General features: G+C 67.4%; 18 protein-coding genes. 6 read left to right on the forward strand and 12 right to left on the reverse strand.

All coding sequences use genetic code 11. From position 1 onward, the window contains the following. Window positions 1–27: 27 nt before the first annotated feature. A complete protein-coding gene (gene clpB, locus H0264_RS37875; protein ID WP_181581994.1) occupies window positions 28–2,583 on the reverse strand; it encodes an ATP-dependent chaperone ClpB in 2,556 nt (851 codons plus the stop codon). Between the two features lie 206 nt (window positions 2,584–2,789). Between clpB and H0264_RS37880 the strand changes: the two genes are divergently transcribed. From H0264_RS37880 to H0264_RS37890, 3 genes are all read left to right on the forward strand, one after another. Then, on the forward strand, window positions 2,790–3,764 hold the full coding sequence (locus H0264_RS37880) for an NADP-dependent oxidoreductase (RefSeq protein ID WP_181581995.1): 975 nt from the start codon (window positions 2,790–2,792) through the stop codon (window positions 3,762–3,764). A gap of 152 nt (window positions 3,765–3,916) precedes the next feature. After that, a complete protein-coding gene (locus tag H0264_RS37885) occupies window positions 3,917–5,074 on the forward strand; it encodes an FAD-binding oxidoreductase (RefSeq protein WP_181581996.1) in 1,158 nt (385 codons plus the stop codon). 45 nt (window positions 5,075–5,119) lie between these two features. Beyond that, a complete protein-coding gene (locus H0264_RS37890; protein ID WP_181581997.1) occupies window positions 5,120–5,905 on the forward strand; it encodes an FAD-binding oxidoreductase in 786 nt (261 codons plus the stop codon). 9 nt (window positions 5,906–5,914) lie between these two features. Here the strand turns inward: H0264_RS37890 and H0264_RS37895 are convergent, their stop codons facing one another. Further along, entirely contained in the window at window positions 5,915–7,087 is a 1,173-nt protein-coding gene (locus H0264_RS37895; protein WP_181581998.1) for a globin domain-containing protein, read from the reverse strand. A gap of 980 nt (window positions 7,088–8,067) precedes the next feature. Here H0264_RS37895 and H0264_RS37905 point away from each other — a divergent pair. The 3 genes from H0264_RS37905 to H0264_RS37915 are packed head-to-tail and all read left to right on the forward strand — an operon-like array spanning window position 8,068 to window position 9,479. After that, window positions 8,068–8,598, forward strand: coding sequence for a hypothetical protein (locus H0264_RS37905; protein WP_181582000.1), 531 nt, complete (start codon window positions 8,068–8,070; stop codon window positions 8,596–8,598). A gap of 36 nt (window positions 8,599–8,634) precedes the next feature. Continuing rightward, window positions 8,635–9,057, forward strand: a complete 423-nt coding sequence (locus H0264_RS37910) for a hypothetical protein (RefSeq protein WP_181582001.1) — start codon at window positions 8,635–8,637, stop codon at window positions 9,055–9,057. Between the two features lie 5 nt (window positions 9,058–9,062). Next, a complete protein-coding gene (locus H0264_RS37915) occupies window positions 9,063–9,479 on the forward strand; it encodes a hypothetical protein (protein WP_181582002.1) in 417 nt (138 codons plus the stop codon). A 92-nt stretch (window positions 9,480–9,571) separates the two neighbouring features. On the opposite strand, the gene H0264_RS37920 is transcribed toward H0264_RS37915, so the two are convergent. From H0264_RS37920 to H0264_RS37970, 10 genes are all read right to left on the reverse strand, one after another. Then, a complete protein-coding gene (locus H0264_RS37920; protein WP_181582003.1) occupies window positions 9,572–9,964 on the reverse strand; it encodes a heat shock protein transcriptional repressor HspR in 393 nt (130 codons plus the stop codon). Then, window positions 9,965–11,137 (reverse strand): molecular chaperone DnaJ, encoded by a 1,173-nt coding sequence (dnaJ, locus tag H0264_RS37925; RefSeq protein ID WP_181582004.1) that lies wholly within the window; start codon window positions 11,135–11,137, stop codon window positions 9,965–9,967. It abuts the gene before it with no gap. Between the two features lie 24 nt (window positions 11,138–11,161). Then, window positions 11,162–11,800 carry a nucleotide exchange factor GrpE gene (gene grpE, locus H0264_RS37930; protein WP_181582005.1) on the reverse strand — a complete coding sequence of 213 codons (639 nt, stop codon included), beginning with the start codon at window positions 11,798–11,800 and terminating at the stop codon, window positions 11,162–11,164. Next, window positions 11,797–13,635, reverse strand: coding sequence for a molecular chaperone DnaK (gene dnaK, locus H0264_RS37935; RefSeq protein WP_181582006.1), 1,839 nt, complete (start codon window positions 13,633–13,635; stop codon window positions 11,797–11,799). The genes grpE and dnaK overlap by 4 nt, the downstream gene beginning before the upstream one ends. Window positions 13,636–13,923: 288 nt before the next feature. Further along, window positions 13,924–14,709, reverse strand: a complete 786-nt coding sequence (locus tag H0264_RS37940) for a DUF1707 SHOCT-like domain-containing protein (RefSeq protein WP_181582007.1) — start codon at window positions 14,707–14,709, stop codon at window positions 13,924–13,926. Window positions 14,710–14,718: 9 nt separating this feature from the next. After that, window positions 14,719–15,828 (reverse strand): DUF1707 SHOCT-like domain-containing protein, encoded by a 1,110-nt coding sequence (locus H0264_RS37945; protein WP_244976064.1) that lies wholly within the window; start codon window positions 15,826–15,828, stop codon window positions 14,719–14,721. A 39-nt stretch (window positions 15,829–15,867) separates the two neighbouring features. After that, window positions 15,868–16,512, reverse strand: a complete 645-nt coding sequence (locus H0264_RS37955; RefSeq protein ID WP_181582008.1) for an endonuclease — start codon at window positions 16,510–16,512, stop codon at window positions 15,868–15,870. Between the two features lie 60 nt (window positions 16,513–16,572). Continuing rightward, the gene (locus tag H0264_RS37960) at window positions 16,573–17,499 is read right to left on the reverse strand and encodes an RNA polymerase sigma factor (RefSeq protein ID WP_231083661.1); all 927 of its coding nucleotides are present in this window, start codon (window positions 17,497–17,499) and stop codon (window positions 16,573–16,575) included. Window positions 17,500–17,669: 170 nt separating this feature from the next. Further along, complete coding sequence (locus H0264_RS37965; protein WP_181582009.1) at window positions 17,670–18,536, reverse strand: haloalkane dehalogenase; 867 nt, start codon at window positions 18,534–18,536, stop codon at window positions 17,670–17,672. Window positions 18,537–18,621: 85 nt separating this feature from the next. Further along, the gene (locus tag H0264_RS37970) at window positions 18,622–19,131 is read right to left on the reverse strand and encodes a MarR family winged helix-turn-helix transcriptional regulator (protein ID WP_220139921.1); all 510 of its coding nucleotides are present in this window, start codon (window positions 19,129–19,131) and stop codon (window positions 18,622–18,624) included. Window positions 19,132–19,230 lie beyond the last annotated feature (99 nt).

The following is a 19,230-nucleotide window of genomic DNA, read 5'->3' on the forward strand; positions in this document are numbered from 1 at the left end:
CCGCCCATCGGTTCGAGCTCTACCGGGTCATCGTCCGACGATGAGGGTGTCGCCGTTCGGGCTGACGTTCACCTTCACCGTGTCGCCGTCCTGCACCTCGCCCGCCAGCAGTTCCTTGGCGAGGGTGTCGCCGATGGCCTGCTGGATGAGCCGCCGCAGCGGACGCGCGCCGTAGGCCGGGTCGTAGCCGCGCACCGCGAGCCAGAACCGCGCCGAATCGCTCACCTCCAGCGTCAGCCGTCGTGCGGCGAGCCGCTTCTGCAGCTGGTTGAGCTGGATATCGACGATCGACTCCAGTTCCTCCTCGTCGAGCGCGTGGAACATGACCACATCGTCGAGCCGGTTCAGGAACTCCGGCTTGAACGCCGAACGCACCGCGTTCATGACGAAGTCCTTGTCACCGCCCGCACCCAGATTGGAGGTCAGGATGAGGATGGTGTTGCGGAAGTCGACCGTGCGCCCCTGGCTGTCGGTGAGCCGGCCTTCGTCGAGCACCTGCAGCAGGATGTCGAACACATCCGGATGCGCCTTCTCGATCTCGTCGAACAGCACCACCGTGTACGGCCGCCGGCGGACGGCCTCGGTGAGCTGACCGCCCTGGTCGTAGCCGACATAGCCGGGCGGCGCGCCGACCAGCCGGGCCACCGAGTGCTTCTCGGAGTACTCGCTCATGTCGATGCGCACCATGGCGCGTTCGTCGTCGAACAGGAAGTCCGCCAACGCCTTCGCCAGCTCGGTCTTACCGACACCGGTCGGTCCGACGAACATGAAGGATCCGGTCGGCCGGTTGGGATCGGCCACGCCGGCCCGCGCCCGCCGCACGGCGTCCGACACCGCCTGGATGGGCTCCTTCTGCCCGACCACGCGCTTGCCGAGTTCCTCCTCCATGCGCAGCAGCTTCTGGGTTTCGCCTTCCATCAGGCGACCCACCGGAATTCCGGTCCACGCGCCCACGACTTCGGCGATGTCGTCGGGCCCGACCTCCTCCTTGAGCATGACCTCACCGTCGGAGGCGCTGCCGGCCTTCTGCTCGGCGGCGGCGAGCTCCTTCTCCAACTGGGGAATTCGCCCGTACCGCAGTTCGGCGGCCTTGCCCAGATCGCCGTCGCGTTCGGCGCGCTCGGATTCGCCCTTGAGCGCTTCCAGCTGTTCCTTGATGCCGCGCACCGAATCGATGGCGTGCTTCTCGTTCTGCCACCGGGTGGTGAGCTGGGTGAGCCGTTCCCGGTCGTCGGCGAGCTCGCGCTGGAGCTTCTCCAGCCGCTGCTTGGAAGCCTCGTCGGTCTCCTTCTTCAGCGCCATCTCCTCGATCTCGAGCCGGCGCACGGCGCGTTCCACCTCGTCGATTTCGACTGGGCGGGAATCGATTTCCATGCGCAGCCGCGAGGCCGACTCGTCCACCAGGTCGATGGCCTTGTCGGGCAGGAACCGCGAGGTGATGTAGCGATCCGACAGCGTGGCGGCGGCGACCAGCGCGGAGTCGGTGATGCGCACGCCGTGGTGCACCTCGTACCGCTCCTTGAGCCCGCGCAGGATGCCGATGGTGTCCTCCACCGACGGTTCGCCGACCAGCACCTGCTGAAAACGCCGCTCCAGGGCGGGGTCCTTCTCGATGTGCTGGCGGTATTCGTCGAGCGTGGTCGCGCCGACGAGCCGCAGCTCGCCGCGCGCCAGCATGGGCTTGATCATGTTCCCGGCGTCCATGGCGGATTCACCGGTCGCGCCCGCGCCGACGATGGTGTGCAGCTCGTCGATGAACGTGATGATCTGTCCCGCACTGGATTTGATCTCCTCCAGCACGGCCTTCAACCGCTCCTCGAACTCGCCGCGGTACTTCGCGCCCGCGACCATGGCGCCCAGGTCGAGGGAGACGAGTCGCTTGCCGCGCAAGGATTCCGGCACGTCACCGGCGATGATGCGCTGCGCCAGGCCCTCGACGATGGCGGTCTTGCCCACGCCGGGTTCGCCGATGAGCACCGGGTTGTTCTTGGTGCGGCGGCTCAGAACCTGGACGACACGGCGGATTTCGGTGTCGCGCCCGATGACGGGGTCGAGTTTGCCGTCGCGGGCGGCGGCGGTGAGGTCGGTGGAGTACTTCTCCAGCGCCTGGTACGAGCCTTCCGGGTCGGCGGTGGTGACGCGGGTGTTGCCGCGCACGGCGGGCAGCGCGTCGCGCAGGGCGTCGGCGGTCGCGCCGTACTTCAGCAGCAGTTGCTGCACGTCGGAGTCGCCGCTCGCGATGCCGATGAGCAGGATTTCGGCGGAGACGTATTCGTCGCCGAGTTCGGTGGCCAGTCGTTGCGCGGCGGTGACCGCGGCGAGGGCCTCGCGCCCGAGCTGCGGGGTGGACGACGCGCCGGACGCGCGCGGCAGCCGGTCGACGATGTCCTGGGCCTCGCGTCGAACCGTTGCCGGATCCACTGCGACGGCCTTCAGGAGAGGGGCGGCGATGCCGTCGGTCTGATCCAGCAACGCCACCAGCAAGTGCGCCGGACGGATCTCCGGATTGCCCGCGGCGGAGGCCGCTTGCAGGGCGGCGGTCAGGGCCGCCTGGGTCTTGGTGGTGGGATTGAACGAGTCCACATGCACCTTCCTACTAGTCGTTGCTCAGTCCAACGCGACAAGAGTTGAGTCTGTTCCGCTCAAGTCTGACGAGTTTCCGATGATTCGACCAGAGGCACAAAGTCACCGTCCAAATTACGCGCACCCGGCCGCGCGCATACGATGACCGGGATCGTTCGTTGATGCATCACACAGCTCGTAGGGACACCCGACGAATGGAGCAGCCCATGCGCGCGATCGTGGTACGAGAGTTCGGCGGCAAGCCCGAATCCGCCGAGATGCCCACCCCGGAGGCCGGACCCGGACAGCTCCGCATCGCCCTGGAGGCGGCCGGAGTGAACCCGTACGACCAGAAGGTCATCGACGGCGCGCTGAAAGACGCCTTCCCGTCGGACTTCCCGTTCATCCCCGGCCTCGACGGCGCGGGCACCATCTCGCAGATCGGCGCGGGCGTGGACGGATTCGAGATCGGCGAGCGCGTGGTGGGCAAGTTCCTGGTGCCGCCGCTGGGGCACGGCACCTTCGCCGAATACATCGTGGTGCCGCCGGACAGCGCGCTGGCCAAGGTGCCCGACGAGGTCACCGCCATTCAGGCGGCGGCCCTGCCCACGGCCGGGATCACGGCCCTGGATCTGATCAACGCCTCCGGGCTGAGCCGGGGACAGACCGCGCTGGTGGTCGGCGCGGCCGGCGGGGTCGGCTCCTATCTGGTGCAGCTCGCCGCGCTGACCGGGGCCGACGTGATCGCCTCCGCCCGGCCCGACGACACCGATCGCATGATCCGGCTGGGCGCGACCGAGGTGGTGAACTACGGCCGCGTCCCGGTCACCGACTCCCCCACCCGGCAGGAGGACACCCAGCTGTCGATCGCCGATTCGGTGCGCATGACCCGCTCGAGCATCGACGTCCTCTTCGATCTGGTCTCCCCGCCCCCGGGTTTCGCCGAGAATCTGAGCCTCGTCCGCGATGGCGGCGCTGCGTTCAGCACCGTCGGCTCGGCCTTCGACGCCGACCTGCAAACCCGTGGCATCACCGGCGGCAACTTCGTATCCTCCGGCGGCGCAAAGGAATTGCGGGAACTGCTGCGCCGGGTCGGCAATGGTGACCTGGTCGTTCCGCTGGATGCCACCCCGCCGTTGGACGCCGCCGCGGCCGCGCTCGGCGCCCGGGGCGCGCGCGGCAAAACAGTGCTGGTCATCTGAACCCGGAGTTACGGAAATCGATCCGCCTCGGCTATATCCGTGCGACCACCGTTTTTTCAGGGATACTTGACCCGGAGGATCGCCGGCAACCAGGCGAGTCCCAGGTAGCAGCACCTCCGGTGCCTGTTGAGTCGAAAGGAATGCTCGACGTCGTGGATGCGCGTTCGGCAGCGCTGGTCCGCGCAAACTTCCGGACAGTCGTCGAGGCCCCGCACGGGCCCGAACGACTGATCAGCGCGTTCTACGGTCATCTATTCGCAGAGATCCCGGCCCTGCGGGAATTGTTCCCGTCCGCCATGGACATGCAGCCCAAACGGCTGGTCACAGCCATCCAGTTCGTCCTGGACAATCTGGAGGACTGGGACCGTGCGCAACGCTTCCTGGAGCAGCTGGCGCGTGACCACCGCAAGTACGGGGTGGAGGCGGCGCACTACGACATGGCCGGGCGCGCCCTGCTGGCCGCGTTCCGCAGCTACAACGGTGTGCACTGGAATCGGGCGCTGGAGTTCGGCTGGCGCGACATCACCATCCTGATCTCGGCCTCCATGGCCATCGGCGCGAATTCCGATAAGTCGCAACCGTTCTGGGAAGCGACCGTGGTGGGGCACCGGCGGGTGGTGGACGATCTGGCGATCGTGCGGTTGCAGTCGGATACGCCGATCCCGTATCAGGCGGGACAGTATGTGCCGGTGGCGATTCCGCAGCGGCCCAAGATGTGGCGCTACCTGTCGCCCGCGATTCCCACGAACCCGTACGGCGAGATCGAATTCCATGTGCGCAAGGTGCGCACCGGCTGGGTGAGCCCGGCCATCGTGAACGAGACCCAGGTGGGCGACCGCTGGATGATCGCGGCGCCGCTGGGTGGCCTGCACGTGGATCTGCGCAGCCGCCGCGATGTGCTCATGATCAGCTCCGGCACCGGTATCGCGCCGATTCGCGCGCAGCTCATCGAGATGGGGCGGCGCGGCATCAATCCGCGGGTGCATCTGTTCATGGGCGGGCGCTACCCGTGCGATCTCTACGATGTCGAGAACATGTGGCAGCTCTCGCAATCCAATCCGTGGCTGACCGTGGTGCCGGTGTGCGAGAACGAATCCAATCCGTGGTGGCATCCGTATCCGCCCGCCGAAACGCCGTTCGGCATGCATCGGCGGTTGATCGGTAACCTGGGCGCGGTGGTGGCCAGTTTCGGCGCGTGGGCGGACCGGCAGATTCAGATCGCCGGTTCAGCGCGCATGATCGCCGACACCCGGCAGGCCCTGCTCGCGGTGGGAACGCCGGAGTCGGCCATCCAGTCCGATCCGGTGTGATCGACCGGAAGTTGTTGCAGCACAGGTTCTTCGAAGGAGTTTGCGGTGACGATCGGCCCCGATGACACCGGCGCGCTCGCCCTGGGCGAGTCGACGGAATGGACCGCCACCGTGGTCGGCGCGCACCGCCTCCGCGAGGACACCACGGTGGTGCGCCTCATCGGCGAGTTCGTCCCCTTCGCCCCCGGGCAGTCGGTGGAGGTGCGAACTCCGCAGCACCCCACCATGATTCGCCGCCTGTACTCCGCCCTGCCGCCGTCTCTCGACGGCAAGCTGGAGTTCCACATTCGCACGATCCCCGGCGGCTGGTGCAGCGGCTCCCTGGTCGCCGACACCCGTCCCGGCGACGAATGGCGCATCACCTCCCCCGCCGGCTGGCTCGCGATCGACGAGGACGCCACGGATGTGGTGCTGATCGCCGACGGGGTCGGCCTGGCCCCCATGCGTTCCCTGCTGCTGGATCTGGCCCGGCGGCCCGAGCCGCCCGCCACGCATCTGTTCGTGGGCGCGCGCTACCCGCGCGACCTGTACGCCTCCGACATGCTGTACCTGCTGACCGGCGAACTACCGTGGCTCACGGTGATTCCCGTGGTCGAGGACGAGGAGGATCCGGACCGCACCGACATGTGGTACGAGTCCTGCCGCGTCGACATCGGGTTCCATCCCGAGGAAATGCTGCACGGCTCCATCGCGGATATCCCGCATCGGTTCGGCCCGCTCGACCACCATCAGATCCTGGTCTGCGGTGCGTCCGCTCCGGTGCAGAGAACCGTCGAGAACCTCGTGGCGACCGGCACTCCGCCGGAATCCATTCGTTACGAAGGCTTTTAGCCGGCCTGCTCAGAAGAGCGGGTCGTGGCGGATGTTCTTGGTGGGCGTGCCCGCCGCCATGAGGCGGAACTTGGTGGTCTGCACCATGGAGGGGGCGCCGACGATCTGCACGTCGCGGTCGGTCCAGGAGCCTGCTGCCGCAACAACTTTGCCGATCTGACCGACCTGGCGGGGCTGGAGGCTGGTGTAGTCCTTCGGCGATTCGGACGGGTCTTCGAAGTGCCACCAGGGGTTTTCATTGGATTCGGTGACCGGGTGGACGGTGAGCCACTTGTTGGCCTGGGCGAGCTGGCTCAGCACTTCGAGGTCGTAGAGATCGCACGGGTAGTGGCCGCCGACGAACAGATCCACCTTCGGATTGGAGCGGCGCTGCGTCATGGCCATCAATTGCGCTCGCAGCGGGGCGATTCCGGTGCCGCAGCCGATCATGAGGAGTTTGCGGCGGGTATTGCGGGGGACGCCGAGGCCGCCGAGCGGCGACCCGATGAGCCATTGTTCGCCGACGCGGGTATGCCCGACCATGGCGGGCGACACCCAGCCGCCGGTGACGCCGCGAATGTGGAATTCGATCTCGCCGGTGGAGTTGGCGGGGATGGCCGGGGAAAGGTAGCGCCACATGCGCGGCCGGGCCGGGATCTGCACCGACATGTATTGCCCCGCAGCGTATTGAATGGGCTGGTCCAGTTTCAGCCGCACCACGGCGAGGTTGCGTAGCACCTCACGGTGTTCGATGACGGTACCGGTCCACACGGGCGGCGTGGATTCCTTGTCGGCAGCGCCGATCATGGTGTCGGAGATGACGCCGATGCCTTCGTCCCAGGCCCGGTCCACTTCGTCGGTCCACAGTTCGGTGCCGGCATACGCCTGCAAGGCGGACTTCAACGATTTCCCCACGGCCGCATAGTGTTCCGCGACCACTCCGTACTTGCGATGGTCGCGCCCGAGCTGGGCGAGGAACGGCAGCAGCTTGTCGGGTTCCTCCAGCCGGTCCACCACATAGGCGATGGCCTTCACCAGCCGATCGCGTTGCGCGTCGAGCGCGGCCGGAAAGAAATCGCGAACCTGTGGATATTCCGTGAAGAGGATGGCGTAGAACGAGCGGGCGAGTTTCTCGGGGCCACCGTCCTCCGCAGCAACCGCCTTGAACGTCGTTCTTATCAATGCGACGGTCCGCGAATCCATTTGTGTCACAACCCCATTTCGCACTCGAACACAGGCAGGGCCGTCGAGTGCAGTGCTGCGGGACACTCGACAGCAGCCGTTGCTCAGCAAGTGTAGGCGAGGTTAGCCAGCTACGGAACGGCTCGTTTCAACAACACGCACTAAATTCCTCTAAAACCAGCCAAAGCCAGGCAAATCCGACCGAAAACCAACTGTTCACCTGGAACACGCCGCCCAACACGGGTTTTCAGCCATCTGTTGTGCGGCATTCGTTTTGCAAGACTCAACAAAGTAGCGATCCCACCGCAACCCCGCCCGCTCCCAAATCCCCTCCAGCATACGGACAAATCACCCAACTGAAGTATTTCACCAACCGGGCGGTCCGTATTTACCAAACCTACCGACCGACCTCAATTCGCGATTCCCGCCGCCGCAATTCGACTTCCAATTGCTCGGCCGCCCGCGCGACCGCAGCATCCAACCGGCGAACAGCCCGATCGCTGTGGCACGCAACGGCCAACAAGGCCGTCACCTCACCGGCCCCATTCCGGATCACCGCGGCCGCAGTGCTCATCCCGAGCACCGATTGCTCGTTCTCATGCATGCGACCCAGGTCGTGCGCGCGAACCAGCGACTCACCCAGCCGCCGCCGATCGACGAGCGAATACCGTGTCTGCGGCACAATTTCGCGGGCCAGGTGCGCCCCCTGAATCCCCGTGAATCACACAGATATTCAGATTAGGACCGCAGGGTCCGAGCCACAGGCATAGAGGGCTCACCGCCGCCGGGATGCAGGCATCCCCACGTCTCGGAGCGGCGCAGCCGACCCTGAGAGTGGGGGCGGTCGGCCACCGCACTCGGCTCACTCAGTGAGCTGTCGTCATTGCCCGCCCCCTCCGCACTGCCGAATCCTGAATCCGATTCTCGAGTAGCCCGCTACTCTCCCGTCCCCGCGCGGCAGCCCTGATTCTGCTGCATGACAACCGATCACAGGAGCCCCCATGGATGCCTTACGCAAGCGCGACCGGAACCGCACCCGTATACGAATTTCGGCGGCCGCCGCGGCGGGTCTGCTCGCCACCGTCATGTTCTCGGGCCCGGCGGGCGCGAAACCGGCCCCCGATGAATGGAATTGCGAGCAGGTCACCGCGGGTGGCGACCAACTGTGCCTGCACCTCAACCAGTTCATCGGCTGGTGGACGGGGTTCAATGCCGAGTATCGCCGGGTCGCCGATCAAGGACCGCCCGCCGAGAATGTCGAAATCTCTTGGGCGAGAACAGATTCCAAGAAATGGAAGACGTGCGATGCGACGAATGTCTGCTGGATGGTCGAACCGCCGACCCCGAACATGCCCGCCCAGGGTGTGACTACCTTCCCCGCGCAGGTCGCCGGCTGGGGTGGGGTCGTCGCCGTGGATGCCGCCGCCGACCTGCCGAGCTTCAGCTGCATCGCGATACAGGCCACCCTGTCCTCCAGCTACTACGTGAATCCGATCCGCACCGATGTCGTCGCCGTCTGCCGCGACAACTGACCCACTCGATCCACCCCGAAACACCAGGAGCAAAGCATGTTCCGTCCGCGCAACGTGATCGCCGCCGTCTTCGCCGGCGCAACCCTCGCAGCTCTGGCCCCCACCGCCGCCGCCGACGTCAGCGTCTCCGGGTCCGGCCTGTCGAGCTCCAGACCTGTGGTCGGATGCGCCTCCACCCTCACCGCGTCCGGTTACGGTAGCCAGATCGGTAGGGGCACCGTGCATTTCACCATCTGGGTCGAGTCGACCGGCAGCACCGAGGTCTCCGGCGATTCCGAGATCGACTCATCCGGAAACGCCCGGATCGACTGGACGCCACGCAGTGCGGCCCGCTATGTGATCAGCACACAATTCCAGCCGTACCTCCCCATCGGTCTGCCCTTCCCGCCGACGCACGACGAAGTTACCGTGTCCCAGGGCCTCAACCTCGGGTCCGTCTGCCTGCCGACGGGGAGTTGATCCGGATGAACGCCCTTCGACGCCTGCCTGCGTCGGCGGCCGCGCTGATGATCTGCATGACGGCCGGCGGAACACTGGCCGCCGCTGCCCACGCGGACACGTCATTGACCGTGTCGGTGCCGGGCCTCGGGTCGGTCAGCGCGGTGGGTCGCGGATGTACGACCACGGTGACCGCGAAGGCCACGGAGCCGTACCTGCCGTTGCCCCTGGAATTGCGATTCCTGGAGGACGAGAACTTCTTGGGCAGCAGCGTGACCGATGCCGAGGGAAACGCACGATTCGATTGGACCCCGGCCTTTTCGGGCGTCCACCGCATCACCGCGCTGTACTACGCCTGGACGGCCAAGGGACCGGTTCAGGTCCGAGCGGATACGAGCGTGCTGGTCGTCGAGGCATTGAGTACCGGATCGACGTGCAGCTGAAGCCTGGAGATCGATGAACGACAAAGGCAGCGGCCCGGATTCGGGTCGCTGCCTTCCTGGTGCCTGTCCGGTTCACACCGGGTGGGGCACGGTTACTGCTGTCGGCGGTTGCGGGGTTGCCAGACCACGAGGGCCGTACTGCGTTGGGGTGGAGTGAGATCCGGGCGGTAGCCCGCGCGGAGGCGGTCCACCTCGGACGCCAGTTCGGCGACTCGCTGCTGGAGTTCCTCGACCTGGTTGGTGAGTTCGATGATCCGTTTGATGCCGGCGAGGTTGACGCCCTCGTCCTGGGACAGGCGCTGCACCTCGCGGAGCAGCTCCACGTCCCGGTCGGAGTAGCGCCGGCCGCCGCCGGACGTGCGTTGGGGCGATACCAGGCCCAGGCGGTCGTAGGTGCGCAGCGTCTGGGCGTGCATGCCCGCCAGCTGTGCGGCCACCGAGATCAGGAAGTATTGCGCCTCGGCCTTCTTGGGATCGGAACTCATTTACGCACCTGCCCATCCAGCGCGTGGATCGAAGCCACTGGTCTTCTCCGCTTCGGCGTAGCGCCGCAGCGCTTCGGAAGCATTGTCGTCCAGCTTCTGCGGAACCGCGACCTTGACCGTGACCAGCAGGTCACCGGCGCCGCCGTCGCGCTTGGCGACACCGCGTCCGCGCACCCGCAGGGTGCGGCCGTCGGCGGTACCCGGGGGCACCTTGACGCCGACGCGGCCGTCCAGGGTGGGGACGGAAACCGTTGTGCCCAAAACCAGTTCGCTGTAGCTGACCGGCAGCACCAGGGTGAGGTCGTCGCCGTTGCGGCCGAAGACCTTGTCCTGGCTGACGTGCACGGTGACGTACAGGTCACCGGGCGGTGCGCCGCGCAGCCCCGCCTCACCCTGTCCGGCGAGCCGGATCCGTTGCCCGTCACGTACTCCCGGGGGAATGCGCACGGTGATGGTGCGGGTGCGGTTCTGGATGCCGGAGCCCCGGCAGTCCGGGCACGGATCGTCGATGATCGATCCGGTGCCCCGGCAGTCGTCGCAGGGTTCGCTGAATCCGAACGCGCCCTGGTTCCGGCTGACCACGCCGGATCCATTGCAGTGCGGGCAGACTCGCGGCGAGGTGCCGGGTTTCGCACCGCTGCCGTGGCAGGTGGTGCAGGCGGCCGGGCTGGTCATGCGCAGCGGAACCGTCACGCCCTGAGCGGCTTCGCGGAAGCCGAGGGTCGTCTCGGTCTCCACGTCGCTGCCGCGCCGCGGTCGCGACGAGGCCCGGGCGCCGCCCCGGTTGAACAGGCCGCCGAGCAGGTCGCCGAGGCCGCCGTCGGCGGCATTGGCGGTGCCGCCGCCGAAGATGTCGCCCAGGTTGAAGTCCTGGGTGAAACCGCCGGTCTGACCGTAGCCGCCGCCGGGCGAGAACCCGCCGCGACCGAAACCGCCACTGGCGAAGAGCCGGCGCGCTTCGTCGTATTCCTTGCGCTTCTCGGGATCCGAGAGCACCGAATGCGCTTCGCTGACCGCCTTGAACCGCTCCTCGGCCTTGGTGTCACCCGGGTTCTTGTCCGGATGCAGGTCGCGGGCCAGTTTGCGGTATGCCTTCTTGACCTCGTCCTGCGTCGCGCTGGAGGAAATACCCAGCTCCTTGTAGAAGTCCTTCTCGAGCCACTCCCGGTTCACCGGGCATCTCCTCCTCTCGCGGTGTTATCCGTTGTTACTGGCATCCGGGCCAGCGTTCGAAGAATCCGATTGCCCCGCAATCGAATCCGCTACCCCGTCGGTGACGCCGACCAGCGCGTGGCGCAGGACGCGATCGCCGAAGCGGTAGCCCTTGCGCATCACCATGCCCAGCACCGGGTTGTGCCCGGAGCCTTCGTGCTGCACGGCCTCGTGCAGCGTGGGGTCGAAAGCCTCACCCTCGCTGCCGAATTCCTCCAGGCCCTGCTTCTGCAGCGCGGTGACCAGCTTGTCCGCGACGCCCTTGAGGGGTCCGGAGTCGAGGTCGCCGTGCAGGCGGGCGCGGTCGAGATCGTCGAGCACGGGCAGCAGTTCGCTGACGACCTGCGCCTTGGCGGTGTCGATGGTGGCCTTGCGGTCCCGTTCGACGCGCCGCCGGTAGTTGGCGTATTCGGCGGTCAGGCGCTGCAGATCGGCGGTGCGCTCGGCCAGTTCGGCCGTGATCGTGTCGGCGATGGCGTCCGCGCTGTCGGGAGCTCCATCAGGCCCGAGGGCCGCGGCGGAGTCCTCCGCCGCGGCCTCGAAAACCTCACCCGTGGGCTCGAAGCGCCCCTCGAACGCAGCCGGATCGATGACCGGTTCCTGTTCCGGGTTCTGGTTCGTCACTTCTTCTCAGGCTCCTCGACAACCTCGGCGTCGACGACGGTGTCATCGGAATCCGGTGCGCCCGAACCATTCGCGGACTGCGCGCCCTCGGCGGCCGACGCGTCGTAGATGGCCTGGCCCAGCGCCTGCGACTCGGTGGCGAGCTTCTCCACCGCGGCCTTGATGGCCGCGATGTCGGTGCCCTTGAGCGCCTCGTTGGCCTCGGCGATGGCCGCCTCGACCTTCGACTTGATGTCGGCCGGGACCTTGTCCTCGTTGTCCTTGATGAACTTCTCGGTCTGGTGCACCAGCGACTCGGCCTGGTTGCGGGTCTCGGCCTCTTCCCGGCGGGTCTTGTCCTCCGAGGCGTGCGCCTCGGCGTCCTTGATCATCCGGTCGATCTCCTCCTTGGACAGGCCGGAGCCGTCCTGGATCTTGATCGTGTTCTCCTTGCCGGTGCCCTTGTCCTTGGCGGTGACGTGGACGATGCCGTTGGCGTCGATGTCGAAGGTGACCTCGATCTGCGGCACGCCGCGCGGGGCCGGCGGGATGCCGGTCAGCTCGAAGGAGCCGAGCAGCTTGTTGTGCGAGGCGATCTCGCGCTCACCCTGGTAGACCTGGATCTGCACGGACGGCTGGTTGTCGTCGGCCGTGGTGAAGGTCTCCGACCGCTTGGTCGGGATGGTGGTGTTGCGCTCGATGAGCTTGGTCATCACGCCGCCCTTGGTCTCGATGCCCAGCGACAGCGGGGTGACATCGAGCAGCAGGACGTCCTTGACCTCACCCTTGAGCACACCGGCCTGCAGGGCGGCGCCGACGGCGACGACCTCGTCCGGGTTCACGCCCTTGTTCGGCTCGCGGCCGCCGGTCAGTTCCTTGACCAGCTCGGAGACGGCGGGCATACGGGTCGAACCACCAACCAGCACAACGTGGTCGATCTCGCCGACGGAGATGCCGGCGTCCTTGATGACCGACTGGAACGGCTTGCGGGTGCGGTCCAGCAGATCGGAGGTGATCTTCTGGAACTCGGCGCGGGTCAGCTGCTCGTCGAGGAACAGCGGGTTCTTGTCCGCGTCCACGGTGATGTAGGGCAGGTTGATCGAGGTCGACTGCGAGGACGACAGTTCGATCTTGGCCTTCTCCGCGGCCTCACGCAGGCGCTGCATGGCCATCTTGTCCTTGGTCAGGTCGATGCCCGAGGACGCCTTGAACTTGTCGACCAGCCAGGACACGACGCGCTCGTCCCAGTCGTCGCCACCGAGGTGGTTGTCACCGGAGGTCGCGCGGACCTCGACGACGCCCTCGCCGATCTCCAGCAGGGACACGTCGAAGGTGCCGCCGCCGAGGTCGAAGACGAGGATGGTCTGCTCTTTGTCGCCCTTGTCGAGGCCGTACGCCAGCGCGGCCGCGGTGGGCTCGTTGACGATGCGGAGCACGTTCAGGCCCGCGATCTGCCCGGCCTCCTTGGTGGCCTGGCGCTGCGCGTCCTCGAAGTAGGCGGGGACGGTGATGACCGCGTCGGTGATCTCCTCACCGAGGTACGCCTCGGCGTCGCGCTTCAGCTTCATGAGCGTGCGCGCGGAGATCTCCTGCGGGGTGTACTTCTTGCCGTCGATCTCGACGTTCCAGTCCTCACCCATGTGCCGCTTGACCGACTTGATGGTGCGGTCGACGTTGGTGACGGCCTGGTTCTTCGCCGGCTGACCGACGAGCACCTCTCCGTTCTTCGCGAACGCGACGACGGACGGGGTGGTGCGCGATCCTTCCGAGTTGGCGACGACGACCGGCTCTCCGCCTTCGAGAACGGCGATAACCGAGTTCGTGGTCCCGAGGTCGATACCGACCGCACGAGCCATGGTGAATCCTCCTAGTTGACTTACCTGCTGATGTGTCAGGACCCTGCGCCCCTGACACTGCATGGAGCACGGTCCCCAGCAACACTGAGCGTGGTCGGCTCAATCCTGCACCCGGTTCGCTCCGAGTGCAACTCGAACTTGAGTCGCTTCCACTCAACCTTGCACTGACTGGACCAACTAGCCAGGTCGGAGATCTATTCCGGAATCCGGGAAAAACTTTCGGGAGGGCTGTGCGGCCATTCTCCTCCCCGCCCGGCGAGCCTGATCAGCGGGCGAGGAGGTGTCGGCTCAGCGCTGGACCGGATGGACCGCCAGCGGCTCGCCGGTCGTGCTGACCTCCAGGAAGCCGCCATTGGCCGAGGTGTCGGCGTAGATGCGCACGACCGCGTCCTCGCCCTGCTCGTGCTCGATGATCACGTGACTGAGCCCGGCGCCGGGCGCGCCGACCGTCTCCGGGGCCCCCGCCAGCAGCCGGGCCAGCGCCGGAACATCGAGGGTGGCCAGATCGATCGGCACCACATCGCTCGCGCGCGAGGACGTGCTGTAGGACCCGAAACCCTTGCGGTCGTAGCGAAGTCGTTCACTCTGGGTGCCCGCCGCCCGCTCCACCAGCACATAGCCGGGATAGAGGGAGACCTCGTCGACCATGGTGTCGCCGAAGTGGGCCCGATACGCCTCGATGAAGGCCGCCAGCCCGGGACCGGTGGTCGGATCGGGCAGCGCCACACCGGGATCCGCGACCCGGCCGACACACCCGCCGAGCGCTCCCAGCAGCGCCGCCACCAGAACGACGGCCGCCGCGGCCTGCCAGCGCCGCGACGGCGCGCGCCGATCCGGCCGCACCACGGGCGCGTCCGCGAGATTGCGGGGAATCTGCAGGTCGCCCAACAGCTTGTCCAGATCGCCGAAGGTGCTCGCGCGCATGGCCGCCGCGGTGCGCTGGGCGTGCTCGGCCGCGGTCAGCTCACCTTCGTCGCGGGCCGCGTCGAGCAGGGCGCAGGCGTCCACACGGTCGGTGTCGCGGACGCGAATACCGCTGTGCCGATTGTCGATTCGTCGCCGGAACTCGGTCATCGCCCTGCCCTAACCCTGGAATTCCGAGATCCGCAGGACCGCGCCCGCCGGGCTCACCTCGAGGTAGCCGCGCTCCTCGGCGGTATTGCTTACGTAGATGCGCACGATCGAGACGGTGCCGCCGCCTCGCGTGGGCGAGGCGGTCTCGAGGTCGAAGATGAGGTGGCTCACCGTGCCGCCCGGCACCTTCACCGTGGCGGGCGCGTCCGCGAGCAGCCGCCCCAGCGCGGCCGCGTCCACCGCGGCCAGATCGAAGACCGGCGTATCGGTCTTACGGGTGACCGGTTCCTTGCTGCCGCGATCGAATCCGCCGCGGTACTGGTAGTCGACCTGCCGGTTGGGCTGCCCCGGCACCATCCGCGTCAACGAGCCGTAGTCGGGGAACAGCGAGAGCTCATCGACCTGCGCGTCACCGAACTTGGCGCGATACACGTCGCGGAAATGCGTGAACCCTTCCGCCGTGAGCAGATTCGGCGTGGCCACCACGCGGGGTTCGATCACGCCCAGGTCCACGGCGGGCCGCACCTCCGACGCCGGAGCCGTCCGGTCCACCGAGAGGAAGCCCCCGACCGCCGCCATCGTCGCGACCACGGCGACCGCGCCCGCGAACCAATGCCTGCGGTGCGGCTGCGGTGGCCTGGGCGCGCCGGGCGCATCGGCGGGCCGTTGCAGATCCGCGGTGAGATCGGCCAGCTCACCCAAAGTCTTGGCCGCCCCGGCGAGTTCGGTGAGCGCCCGATGATCGTCCGCCGACAGCTGCCCGTCCCCGCGCGCCGCGTCCAGCACCGCACACGTGGCCGCCCGATCCCTGTCCCGCGCCCGGACCTCCCCCGGATACTCCGCCCGGCTCCCGCGCGTCCGCTTCGATTCCGCCTGCGGCAGCCCCAGATCCGCGGTCCCCGGCGACTCCTGCAAATCGGCCACCAGCCGATGCAGTTCCCCCAGCGTCTCGGCCTTCCCGGCCCGCTCCGACCGCTGGTGATACTCCGCGTTCCCGAGCTGCCCTTCCGCATAGGCCGCGTCGAGCCGCGCCCGAGTATTCACCCGATCGATATCCCGCGCCCGCACCCGTCCGGCCGCGCCCGAAAACCCCGCCGATCCGGGCGACTTCGAAACCACGGAAAGATCGTAAGCGCCGGTCCGGCATTCCGGTCCGGTTCACCGGGCAGCGGTCAGGATCTCCTCGGCCAAGTCGTGGTCGAGGGTGACTCGGACCAGGGCTGCGGCCAGGTCGGCGTCGTGGCCGTCGGGGTTGAGGCGGGCGAGGCCGGCGGGGTCGGTGGGGAGGTCGAGTTGTTCGGCGCCGCGCCGGGCGCGTTCGTCGAAGTGGGGGCGGATCCAGGTCCAGGTGTCCTGGACTTCGCGCAGGAAGATGTCCGCGCCGATCGGGCCGATGCCGTGGAACTGCTGGAGTAGGTCGGCTACCCGGCTGGATTCGCGGTTGGCTTCGGCGGCGAGTTTGCGCAGGTCACCCTGGTAGTAGTCGAGGATCATGGCCGCGTTCGCGCCGAGGCGGGTGGCGGTGGATTCGTCGTAGCGGCGGTAGCGGGCGCGGCCGAGGGCGTCGACGAGTTCCTGCCAGTCGGCGTCCGCGATGCGTTGCGCGGTGTTGTACCCGGAGGTGACGAGCTCTCTCGTGGCCGCCACCGCGAGGTCGGCGGAGATGCGGGTGCTCAATAGTTGAGCGAGCATCAGCAGCTGGAACAGGGGTGCGGGTTTGTCGGCCAGGCGGATGCCGGCCTCCTCCGCGTAACTGGTTCCGGCGCGTGCGAGTAGCGCGTGGACGACATCCTGTCTTGTCATGTGGCACCTGCCCTTCGGCCACTGTGCGCGTACCCGGTACGGCGCTTCTCACACCCGGATTCAGTCGAGCAGCGGGAAACGGCCGGAGCCGAGGATGCCGGCGATGGCGTCCATCCGGGCTTGCGGCGCCGCGTAATCCGGGTGCGCGCCGATCACCGCCGCCGCGTCGTGCAGCCGCACCATCTGCTGCTCCGCCGCTTCGACGCTGCGGCCGCCGGGGGTCACCGGGTGGGCGGCGAAGGCGGGTCGGCGGGGATCGACGCGACCGAGTTGGAGGGCCTTGTCGACGCGGCGCGAACATTTGCAGAAGGCTTCCGGATCGGCCAGCCCGCAGGTCTTGGTGAGGAAGTTCCCGAGCCGTTTCTTGGCTCGCTCCAACCGTTTCCGGAAGGCGGCGGGCGTGGTCTCGGTGATCCACGCGGCTTCGGCGGAGCTCAGCTCGAAGACGTCGGCGAGCACGAACGCGACCCGTTCGTCCCGGGCCAGGCACTGCAGCATGGCCTGACTGCAGTTCAAGCGCACCTCGTGGGTGAGCAGCGTGCCCTCCGGGCCCCGGTAATCCTGTTCCGCCAGACCGTCTTTCAAGCCCTCCCCGAATTGGTCGAGGCTGAGCTGCGCAGTCTCCTGCGGAGTCTTGCGCCGCAGGTTCAGCAGGTGGTTGACCCCGACCCGGTACGCCCAGGTGAGCAGGCGCGCCTCGCCCCGCCAGGTGTCCAGGTTCTCGACCACGCGCAGCAGGATCTCCTGCATGGCGTCCTCGGCGTCGGCGGGCCGCCACACCATGCGCAGGGCCAGCCGATAGATCGGATCCTGCAGCAGCAGAACGACTTCGCCGACAGCGGTCCGGTCTCCGGCCACCGCCCGTGCGACGAGCTCTCGCTCGACCGCCAGCGCTTGCTGATCGAGCACCCCGGGCGCTACGGCCGGTTCGAGCGTCCCGGACGCTGCGTCGTCGGCCGATTGCGATTCCGTCTGTTCCAGCTGCACGCCGCCCAGCATCGGCGCGCAACAGGCAACGTGCAAGCGGAAATTCGCCACCGGCAGCGGAAAGGGATCGGGGGCGAGGTGTGCACCTCGCCCCCGATCAGCCCTGCCACGGCCGTTTCAGATTACCGGTCGAGCACCGCCGGGGAGTCTCCTGCCGCGCGATTTCCCGGTCAGGCGACGGGCGCACCGAGTAGCGCGTGCCGCCGGATCCAGTCGGCGACCGCCGCGCCGATCGCATCGGGCTGATCCTCCGGGCAGTGATGCCCGGCCGGCCCGATGTGCACGATCTCGGTGGCGGCGAATGTGCTTGCCGCCCAGTCCATCACCTCCGGCGCGCCGAGCCCGACCCCGTCCTCGACGGCCATGACGAGCTTGGGCAGCGGCGATTCCGCCATCCACCGGTCGTAGTTCTCGATGATGGCGACCACGTCGGCCGGTTCTCCGCCGAGCGGGAATTCGCGCGGCCACACCAGCATCGGCTTGCGCGATGCCGGCGTCGGGTAGGGCTTGCGGTATTCCTCGAGCGCCGACAGCGACAGGCCGCGGGTGGAGGCCGGCAGGTTGAATTCGATGAACATGTTCTGTTCGAGCACCAGCTTCTCGCCTTCCTCGGAGCGGAAGCGGCGGAACAGTTCCGCGCCCTGCGGCGGCATATCGGACCATTCCATCGGCCGCAGGAAGGTCTCGGTCACGGCGATGCCGCGCACCCGTTCGGGATGCCGTGCTGCCCAGTGCATTCCGAGCGCGCCACCCCAGTCGTGGCCGACGATGACGACCTGGTCCAGGCCGAGCGCGTCGAACCAGGCGTCGAGGTAGCGGGCGTGGTCGACGAACCGGTAGTCGCTGTCGGGCTTGCCGGATTCGCCCATGCCGATGAGATCCGGTGCCAGCGCCCGGGTTTCGCCGGACACGTGCGGAATCACATTGCGCCAGATGAACGAGGAGGTCGGGTTGCCGTGCAGGAACACCACGGGGATCTCGCCCGTGCCGGTGTCGGTGTAGTTGATGAACGAGTCAAGGATGTCGATGGTCGGCATGGCCGGTGTCCTTCCGTGTGAACTGCTTTCACCGGGTTGGACACGGGAAACCGGGGGTTGTGACAGCGCGGTGCTGTGACGTGCCTCACTCCGGCGGGCGGCAGTCCTGAGCCTTGACCTGATCGGTCAGTCCGGGATGGACGCCGGGCGTCAGACCGTTCCCGGCCGCGGCCCGCTGCAACAGCGTGACCAGCGTGGATCGATCTCCCGGCGAGAGTGATTCGAGCAGTTCGTCGTTCAGCCCGGAGACGATCTTCTCCGCCTCGGCCAGCAGTTCCTCCGCGGCGGGCAGCAGATGCACCGCATGTGCGCGCCGATCCACCGGATGCCTGCGCCTTTGCGCGAACCCCCGCTTCTCCAGGTCGTCCACGAGCCCGACCATCACATTGCGGTGGATGCCCAGCGCCTCGCACAGCTGCTGCTGCGAGAGCCCGTCATTGGCCCGCAGGATCCGCAGCATCCCGAACTGCGCGGGCCGGATGCCGAGCGGCGCGAGCAGTTCCGTGAATCGATACGCGACGTGAGATCCCAACTGCCCCAACAGGAATGCGGGATGGTCGGACAGCGGCGGGTATTCGGGAGCTGCGTCGGTCACCCCACCAGCCTACATGAACGCACCAACCAGGATTGCCATCTTGATTGATAATCACTTCATGTGCATAGTTTGAGGAGTCGCACCACCCGCACCGAATCG

Source organism: Nocardia huaxiensis (genome assembly GCF_013744875.1).
GTDB classification, from domain to species: Bacteria; Actinomycetota; Actinomycetes; order Mycobacteriales; family Mycobacteriaceae; genus Nocardia; species Nocardia huaxiensis.

What these genes read in the sequence shown, in the direction of transcription:
- H0264_RS37905 (WP_181582000.1), top strand. Translation starts at nt 8,068, where the DNA reads ATGGATGCCTTACGCAAGCGCGACCGGAACCGCACCCGTATACGAATT.
- H0264_RS37955 (WP_181582008.1), bottom strand. Translation starts at nt 16,512, where the DNA reads ATGACAAGACAGGATGTCGTCCACGCGCTACTCGCACGCGCCGGAACC.
- H0264_RS37920 (WP_181582003.1), bottom strand. Translation starts at nt 9,964, where the DNA reads ATGAGTTCCGATCCCAAGAAGGCCGAGGCGCAATACTTCCTGATCTCG.
- H0264_RS37965 (WP_181582009.1), bottom strand. Translation starts at nt 18,536, where the DNA reads ATGCCGACCATCGACATCCTTGACTCGTTCATCAACTACACCGACACC.
- H0264_RS37880 (WP_181581995.1), top strand. Translation starts at nt 2,790, where the DNA reads ATGCGCGCGATCGTGGTACGAGAGTTCGGCGGCAAGCCCGAATCCGCC.
- dnaK (WP_181582006.1), bottom strand. Translation starts at nt 13,635, where the DNA reads ATGGCTCGTGCGGTCGGTATCGACCTCGGGACCACGAACTCGGTTATC.
- H0264_RS37940 (WP_181582007.1), bottom strand. Translation starts at nt 14,709, where the DNA reads ATGACCGAGTTCCGGCGACGAATCGACAATCGGCACAGCGGTATTCGC.
- H0264_RS37895 (WP_181581998.1), bottom strand. Translation starts at nt 7,087, where the DNA reads ATGGATTCGCGGACCGTCGCATTGATAAGAACGACGTTCAAGGCGGTT.
- H0264_RS37910 (WP_181582001.1), top strand. Translation starts at nt 8,635, where the DNA reads ATGTTCCGTCCGCGCAACGTGATCGCCGCCGTCTTCGCCGGCGCAACC.
- H0264_RS37915 (WP_181582002.1), top strand. Translation starts at nt 9,063, where the DNA reads ATGAACGCCCTTCGACGCCTGCCTGCGTCGGCGGCCGCGCTGATGATC.